Source organism: Actinoplanes sp. NPDC048791, assembly GCF_040650095.1.
Lineage (GTDB): Bacteria > Actinomycetota > Actinomycetes > Mycobacteriales > Micromonosporaceae > Actinoplanes.
In genome coordinates this window covers 1-7685 of sequence record NZ_JBEZGQ010000351.1, presented here as the reverse complement: position 1 = coordinate 7685, position 7685 = coordinate 1, and the positions used below count along the sequence as shown (strand labels likewise).

At 71.8% G+C, this 7685-nt stretch carries 6 protein-coding genes; 4 read left to right on the top strand and 2 right to left on the bottom strand.

The window, feature by feature from the left end; translation table 11 throughout:
• Positions 1 to 375: 375 nt before the first annotated feature.
• Positions 376 to 2727 carry an EAL domain-containing protein gene (locus AB0C29_RS23870; RefSeq protein ID WP_360823907.1) on the top strand — a complete coding sequence of 784 codons (2352 nt, stop codon included), beginning with the start codon at positions 376 to 378 and terminating at the stop codon, positions 2725 to 2727.
• Between the two features lie 5 nt (positions 2728 to 2732).
• Here the strand turns inward: AB0C29_RS23870 and AB0C29_RS23865 are convergent, their stop codons facing one another.
• Positions 2733 to 3227 carry an N-acetyltransferase family protein gene (locus AB0C29_RS23865; protein WP_360823904.1) on the bottom strand — a complete coding sequence of 165 codons (495 nt, stop codon included), beginning with the start codon at positions 3225 to 3227 and terminating at the stop codon, positions 2733 to 2735.
• Between the two features lie 100 nt (positions 3228 to 3327).
• Between AB0C29_RS23865 and AB0C29_RS23860 the strand changes: the two genes are divergently transcribed.
• Both AB0C29_RS23860 and AB0C29_RS23855 read left to right on the top strand, forming a co-directional pair.
• Positions 3328 to 4239, top strand: coding sequence for a PAC2 family protein (locus AB0C29_RS23860; protein WP_360553253.1), 912 nt, complete (start codon positions 3328 to 3330; stop codon positions 4237 to 4239).
• Between the two features lie 98 nt (positions 4240 to 4337).
• On the top strand, positions 4338 to 5879 hold the full coding sequence (locus AB0C29_RS23855; protein ID WP_360823902.1) for a GAF domain-containing protein: 1542 nt from the start codon (positions 4338 to 4340) through the stop codon (positions 5877 to 5879).
• 10 nt (positions 5880 to 5889) lie between these two features.
• On the opposite strand, the gene AB0C29_RS23850 is transcribed toward AB0C29_RS23855, so the two are convergent.
• Positions 5890 to 6663, bottom strand: a complete 774-nt coding sequence (locus AB0C29_RS23850) for an alpha/beta hydrolase family protein (RefSeq protein WP_360823899.1) — start codon at positions 6661 to 6663, stop codon at positions 5890 to 5892.
• A 175-nt stretch (positions 6664 to 6838) separates the two neighbouring features.
• On the opposite strand from AB0C29_RS23850, the gene AB0C29_RS23845 reads away from it, so the two are divergent.
• The gene (locus AB0C29_RS23845) at positions 6839 to 7444 is read left to right on the top strand and encodes a hypothetical protein (RefSeq protein WP_360553360.1); all 606 of its coding nucleotides are present in this window, start codon (positions 6839 to 6841) and stop codon (positions 7442 to 7444) included.
• Positions 7445 to 7685 lie beyond the last annotated feature (241 nt).

The following is a 7685-nucleotide window of genomic DNA, read 5'->3' as shown; positions in this document are numbered from 1 at the left end:
CAGCGCTGCGCCTCGGGGCCGAGCCGGCGGACCGCCTCCAGGGCGAGGTGCTCCGGGGCGTACTGCGGGTCGGCCTTCATCCGGGCCCACAGCGTCCCGGGTGGGCCGGCCGGGTCCGGGCCCTGGTCAGAGGCGTTCGGCGGGGTCGGGAGGGCGGGTACGGCGGGATCGGTCACCAGATCACTCCGAGGGGTCGAGAGGGGGATCTCGTTCCATTGTGCCGTGCAGCTGCACGTGCACGGCAACGGTTGACGAGATCCCACGCTGTGCAGCCGTGCGGTGACGCTCGACGCCCCGGTTTTCGCTCATCCCGTGCACCGGGCGACCGATGAGGCCTGCGCAGGCACCCATTCGCGGCGGAAGGACGACGCAGGCATGACGACGGGCGAGGAACGGCAGGTGGAACGGCTGCGGCCGACACCGATGCTGATCACTGCTGTCGCCGTACTGGTCGTGTCGATCGGCGTCTTCGTGGCGAACTACGCCGCGCAGCGCAGCCAGGTGGTGTGGGGCTGGATGCCCGCCATGATCGGTACCGCGATCGCGGGCTGGGCCTGCTGGCGCACCGCCTTCACCCCCGGGCTGGACCGGGTGACCCGGCGCGTGTGGCGCTCGCTGGCGGTGGTCTGCGTCCTGATCGTGCTGGGCCTGGCCGGCGATGCCCGCTTCACCGTGCTGAACCCCGGCCGGCTGGACCAGCAGCACGACGTGCCGACCTCGATCTGCTACGCGCTGGCCATGATGGTGCTGCTCTGGGCCCTTTTGCGGCTGCCGATGGCCAAGCGGGAGAGCAAGGACCGGATCATGGTCCGCTTCCTGCTCGACGCCGCGACCATCAGCATCACGGTCGGCATCTTCTCCTGGTACATGCTGCTCCAGGTGGTGAACGCCTGGGACGCCGAGGGGCCGGCCGCCGTACCGGTGATCATGCTGATGGCCCTGGGCCTGGTCGGCTCGCTGGCCTTCGTCAAGGTCGCGCTCAGCGGCTTCGGCGGCGTGGACCGCATCGCCCTGCGGCTGCTCGCGGCCGCGGCGGCGGTCGGCGCCGTCGGCGGCGGACTGTTCCCGCTGCTGTTCGACCTGCACCCGGGCTTGAGCGGGTCGCAGATGTTCGTACCGGCGACGCTGCTGTTCGTGGCGTTCGCCGCCGACCGGCAACGCCGGGCCGCCGGGGTCCCGCAGCCCGAACGCCGCCGCCGGCCCTTCAGCGTCGTGCCGTACCTGGCCGTCGCCGCCACCGACGCCCTGCTGCTGACGGTCAGCAGCCAGGCCGGCGGGGCCGTGCTCACCGTCGCGCTGGCCGCGGTGCTGCTGACCGCGCTGGTCGTGCTGCGCCAGGTCAACGCGCTGTCCGAGAACGGCCGGCTGCTCGGCCGGGTGGACGCCAACCTGGTCGAGCTCAACGGCTACCAGCGCCGGCTCACCCACCGCGCCACCCACGACGCGCTCACCGACCTGGCCAACCGCACCCTGTTCGAGCAGCAGACCCGCGCGGCGCTGGCCGAGACCGGGGCCGGGGCGGGCGACACCCTGAGCCTGGCGCTGATCGACCTCGACGACTTCAAGGCGATCAACGACCGGCTCGGTCACGCCGTCGGCGACGCCCTGCTGGTGGTGGTCGCGCAGCGGCTGCGTGAGGCGGTCCGCGAGGACGACGTGGTGGCCCGCCTCGGCGGTGACGAGTTCGGTCTGCTGCTGCGCGGGCTGCGCCTGGCCGAGGCGACCGAGGTGCTGGACCGCATCGCCGAGTCGCTGACCCGCCCGGTGCACGCGCTGGGCTACGACCTGCTGGTCAAGGCCAGCATCGGGCTCGCCGAGGTGTGGCCGGAGGCCAGCCCGCAGGAGCTGCTGCGCCGCGCCGACCTGGCGATGTACGCCGCCAAGGAGCGCGGCAAGGGCCGGCACGCGGTCTACGACGCCCGCCTCGAGCAGGACCAGGCGGCCGACGCCCAGCTCGGCGCCGAACTGCGCCAGGCGCTGGACAACGGCGACTTCACGCTGGTCTACCAGCCGATCGTCTCGCTGCCCGACGGCGAGTGGACCTCACTGGAGACACTGATCCGCTGGAAGCACCCCGAGCGCGGCTTCATCGGCCCGGACGTGTTCATCCCGATCGCCGAGCGCACCGGCCTGATCGTGCCGCTGGGCGACTGGATCCTGCGGACCGCACTGCGCCAGGCCGCCGAGTGGCAGGACGTCTTCGGATCGGGGGCGCCCGGCGAGATCGGCGTCAACGTGTCGGCCCGGCAGCTGCGGGAGCCGGGCTTCGCCGCGGACGTACGGGCGGCGCTCGCGGACAGCGGCTTCGACCCGGAGAAGCTGGTCGTCGAGGTCACCGAGACCGCGGTGTTCGACGGCGGCGTGGCCCTGGACACGTTGCAGAGCCTGGTCACGCTCGGCGTCAAGGTGGCGCTGGACGACTTCGGCACCGGGCACTCGTCACTCGGGCTGCTGCGCACCTGCCCGGCCGACACCCTCAAGGTCGACAAGTCCTTCGTGGACGGCATCGGCGGGCGCTCGGAGGAGGCGGTCATCGCCACCGCCATGATCCAGATCACCAACGGGCTGCACCTGCAGGCCATCGCCGAGGGCGTGGAGACGGCCGAACAGGCCGAGACGCTGTACCGGCTGGGCTACCGCTTCGCCCAGGGCTATCACTTCTCCCGCCCGCTGTCCCCGCAGCAGGTCACCGAGCACCTCGAGGCCGCCCGGGTGCTCGCCGTCTGAGCCATTCACACCACCACCGGGCTGCGCCGTTCCAGCAGCACCACGTCCCGCCAGCGGCCGTGGTGCCGGCCGACCCGCTCGCGGGTGCCGATGACCCGGAACCCGGTACGCCGGTGCAGCGCCAGGCTGGCCTCGTTCTCGGGGAAGATGCCGGACTGGATGGTCCAGATGCCGGCCGCCTCGGTCGAGGTGAACAGCCGCTGCAACAGCGTCCGTCCCACGCCCCGGCCCTGAGCCCCGGCGTCGACGTAGACGCTGTGCTCGACGACTCCCGCGTACACCGGCCGGGGTGAGACCCTGGTGACAGCGACCCAGCCCAGGACGGCGCCGCCGGCCTCGGCGACCCAGCGATGATCCGCCAGCCGGCCCGCGTCGAAGGCGGCCCAGTCCGGCGCTGTCGTCTCGAAGCTGGCGTCGCCGCCGTCGAGCGCCGCCTGGTAGATCGCCAGCACGGCCGCCGCGTCACCGGGCACCATCGGCCGTAGGGAAAGATCAGACATGCACCGATCCTCGCGCGCGGGAGCAGGAATGAACACGCGCGGCCCGGTGTTCCCACCACATGGCCCGCCCCCGCGGGCGCATCTCGAGGAGGTCCGCAGCGTGCTCGACCCACAAGGGCTCTACGAGTTGGCCGACGACCTGCCCGACCTGGACGAGCCGGTGCTCGTGCAGGCGCTGACCGGGTTCGTCGACGCCGGGAGCGCGATCCAGCTCTCCCGCGAACATCTGCTGGAGCACCTGGACACCCAGGTCCTGGCGACCTTCGACATCGACCAGTTGCTCGACTACCGGTCCCGCCGGCCCTCCATGATCTTCGTCGAGGACCACTGGGAGAGCTACGAGGAGCCGAGCCTGGCCCTGCACCTCGTCCGCGACCAGCTGGGCACCCCGTTCCTGTTGCTCGCGGGGCCCGAGCCGGACCTGCAGTGGGAACGCTTCATCGCCGCCGTGACCGGCCTGATCGAGCGCTTCGGGGTCAACCTGACCGTCGGCCTCAACGCCATCCCGATGGCCGTGCCGCACACCCGCCCGGTGAGCGTCACCGCGCACGCCACCGACCAGCGCCTGCTCGGCGACCGCGAGTCCTGGCTGCAGCGCGTCCAGGTCCCGGCGAGCGTCGGCAACCTGCTGGAGTTCCGGCTGGGCGAGTCCGGGCACGACGCCATGGGGTACGCCGCCCACGTGCCGCACTACCTGGCCCAGACCACGTACCCGGCCGCCGCCGAGCTGCTGCTGGACTCCGTCTCCCGGACCACCGGGCTGGCCCTGCCCACCGGCCGGCTCCGCGAGGCCGCCCTGGTCGTCCGCCAGGAGGTCGACAAGCAGGTCGCCGACGACGAGCAGGCCAGCCGGCTGGTGCTGTCGCTGGAGGAGCAGTACGACGCGTTCCTGCGCGGACGGCAGGGCAACCTGCTGGCCGAGTCGAGCGGGCCGCTGCCGACCGCCGAGGAGCTCGGCGCCGAGCTCGAGCGCTTCCTGGCCGAGCAGAGCCGCGACAACGACCAGGGCTGAGCCCGCACCGGCTTCGCGAAACCCACCCCCACCAGCCCGGACTGCCCGATGATGAGAGCAATCGGGCGGGGATACTCGGTGAGGCATGGGGGATACAGGTGGCACCATTTCGGTCGCAGCGGTCGAACGGGGCGGCTCTGCGCCCGGTCCCTCGTGACGTCGAGAGCCTCGAGAAGCTGGTCACGGATCTCGAGCGGGCCCAGGATCTGGCGTCGACCTGGCGGATCACGGTGGACAGCACGGTCCAGTCGCACAACTTCAGCTACGGCGCGGTCTGGCTGCCCGACGGCAAGGGCAACGTCTGCATCGAGTACGAGACCGGACCGATCACCGGCGAGCTGCGGTCCGCGGTGCCTGCCGGTCCCGTACCGGCCGACGTCGGCCTGGTCGGCAAGGCCTGGCGCACGAAGCAGTTCGTGTACCTGAGCTCGATGGCCGACTGCGCCGACTGCCGGCGCTGCCAGGCGGCGGGCCGGGCCGGCATGGCGGCCGCGGTGGTGATCCCCGTCATGCACCGCAATCAGCAGGTCGCGGTGCTGGAGTACTACTCGGCCGAGCCGCTCTACATCGACGGGCCGCGCAGCGAGAAGTGGGCGTCGATCGCCCGGATCGCCGAGCAGGCCCGGTTCAACGCCGTCGCCACCGCCGAACTGCGCCAGATCGCCGACGACCGGCTCGCGGTGACCAACGTGGTCACCGCGCTCGGCGACGCGACCGACTCCTCGGCGGCCCTGCGGATCGCCCTGGACTCGGTGCGCACGTCGTTCGGCTGGGCGTACGGGTCGTACTGGGAGGTCGACGACGACGAGCACGTGCTGCGCTTCCAGGTCGAGTCCGGCTCGGCCGGCGACGAGTTCCGCAAGGTGACGCTGGCCGCCACCTTCGCCGAGGGCGTCGGCCTGTCCGGCCGCGCCTGGCGCGCCAAGGACCTGGTCTTCGTCCGCGACATCGGCGAGCTCACCGACTGCGTCCGGGCGCCCGCCGCGCAGCGCGCCGGGGTCCGGTCGGGGGTCTGCTTCCCGATCGTGAGCCACGGCCGCATCATCGGCACGATGGACTTCTTCACCTCCGAGTTCATCGACCTGTCCGAGTCCCGGGCGTCCGCCCTGCGCAACGTGGCCCAGCTGGTGTCGCAGCGGCTCGACATCGTGCGAGCGACGGAGGCGGCCCAGGAGAGCGCCCGGGCCCTGCTGGACACCGTCTCGCGGCTGCGCGCGGCCAGCGACGACGCGACCCGGGTGGCCCAGGACGCGGTGAACCGCGCCTCGGACATGACCCACGAGGTCGAGGCCCTGGGCAACGCCTCCACGGCCATCGGCGACGTCATCAAGATCATTTCGTCGATCGCCGACCAGACCAACCTGCTCGCCCTCAACGCGACCATCGAGGCCGCCCGGGCCGGCGAGGTCGGCCGCGGTTTCGCGGTGGTGGCGGGCGAGGTCAAGGACCTGGCCCGGGAGACCGCCGAGGCCACCCAGCGGGTCGCCGAGCAGATCACCGGGATCCAGAACAGCGCCCGTACGGTCTCCGCCGGCATCCTGACCACCAGCGACACGATCGGGCAGATGGACGCGGTCCAGGCCCGGATGAACGAGGTCCTCGAGGAGCAGGCCCGGATGGCCGGCGCCCTCCAGCCCTAGTTCTGCTGTCCTAGTTCTTCAGGGGCAGCCAGTCCAGGACGGTCTGGATCTCGGCGTCCCAGTAACCCCACTCGTGCGCACCCGGTCCGAACGCGGCGTCGAGGTCGACGCCGTGTTCGCGACAGGCCGCCACGAAGCGCTCGTTGGCGGCGCGCAGGTGGTCCTCGGTGCCGCACCGCAGCATGAGCCGGGGCAGCTCCCGGCGGTCGGCGGTGGCCACCAGGTGCAGCAGGTCGTCGTCGGTGCCGGCCAGCGGGCGGTCGAAGACCCGGCCGAGCAGCTCCACGATGTGCGGGCGGTCGTCGTGCTGCTGCATGCCGGCCACGTCGAGGGCACCGGAGAGGCTGGCCGCGGCGGCGAATCGGTGCGGCTCGCGCAGGGCCCACTTCAGCGCGCCGTAGCCGCCCATCGACAGGCCGGCCACGAAGGTGTCCTCGCGGCGGGTCGAGACCCGGAAGAACGACGAGACCACCGCCGGCAGCTCCTCGGACAGGAACGTGAAGAACCGGGACCCGTGCGTCTCGTCGGCGTAGAAGCTGCGGTGCACCTGGGGCATGACCACGGCCAGGCCGCGGGCGGCGGCGTACCGCTCGAGCGAGGTGTAGCGGGTCCAGGCGGTGTCGTCGTCGGTCAGTCCGTGCAGCAGATAGAGCACCGGTGGCGGCGCGGCGGTGTCGTGACCGGTGATGCCGATCTGGGTGCTCGCCCGCTCGGGCAGCACGACGGTCATCGAGGTGCCGAGCGCGAGAGTCTCGGACGAGAAGTCAACACGGAGCAGGGCCATCGCTCCAGTATGTCGTGATTACAGAACGCACCCGCACGGTCACCACAGCGCTTGGGGAATGTCGTACCCGTCGATTAGTATGTGTGTACTAAAACAAGCGCTGAGCTGCGGGGAGATCACCTTGACGACGCCCGTTTCGACCAGTTCCACCACCCTGATCCCGCCCTACGCGACGATGCTCGGTTTCACCCGCTACGTCGCCCGCACCGGGCCGGCGAAGGCCACCTTCGTCGGCGGACTGCGCCGCCAGCGCGAGCGGCGCACCGGCTTCAACCCGCACGGCCAGCTCGTCAAGGCCCTCAAGGCCGACATCGCGTTCCGCACCGGCGGCAGCTACCTCAACGGGGTCGTCGACCTCGTCAAGCCGCGGTGGAAGCCACTCTACGAGGCGGTCAGCGCCGGAGCGACGACCTACCTGCACTCTCTCGGCGACCCGGAGGGCGTCGGCCTCGCACAGACCCGCGACGCGCTGGCCTCGGTCGGCCCGCTGGCGGTCAAGATCAACCCCCACTTCGGCCTGCGGTACGCCGACGGCCGGCGCGAGGCTGTCCGGCTGCACTTCGACGAGCAGCCGCCCACCCCGGAGGCGGTCACCGCGACCCTGCACCTGATGGCCCGCCACATGGACCAGATCCTGCCCAACGCCGAGCCGGTGCTGGTCGACCTGCGCCGCGGCACCACCCACCGGATCGACCCGGGAGCCCGCCCGGGCGACGTGGAGAGCTGGCTGGCCGGGGAGGCGGCCGCGTTCACCGCCATGTGGGCCGCGACCGCCGCCTGACCGATCGGCAACCCGACCTGCCCGAACGGTCCGTATTTCTCCAGGTTTCGGCGCGGGAACTTCTTAGGAGCAGCCCGGTTGCGACGATGTCTCCGGTGTAGGTGAACGGCGACACGTCGGGGGGCGTTCGGACATGCGGGTTGTGACGCGAGCAGCAGGCACCATCGCGCTGACGGTGCTCGGAGCCGCGGCGGGGGCGCTCTTCCAGACGGCGCCCGCCGCCGCGGCCACCCCGGCCATG

Bases quoted from the DNA above. Each gene is read 5' to 3' on its own strand.
- AB0C29_RS23870 (WP_360823907.1), top strand. From the start codon at position 376: ATGACGACGGGCGAGGAACGGCAGGTGGAACGGCTGCGGCCGACACCG.
- AB0C29_RS23865 (WP_360823904.1), bottom strand. From the start codon at position 3,227: ATGTCTGATCTTTCCCTACGGCCGATGGTGCCCGGTGACGCGGCGGCC.
- AB0C29_RS23850 (WP_360823899.1), bottom strand. From the start codon at position 6,663: ATGGCCCTGCTCCGTGTTGACTTCTCGTCCGAGACTCTCGCGCTCGGC.
- AB0C29_RS23845 (WP_360553360.1), top strand. From the start codon at position 6,839: ATGCTCGGTTTCACCCGCTACGTCGCCCGCACCGGGCCGGCGAAGGCC.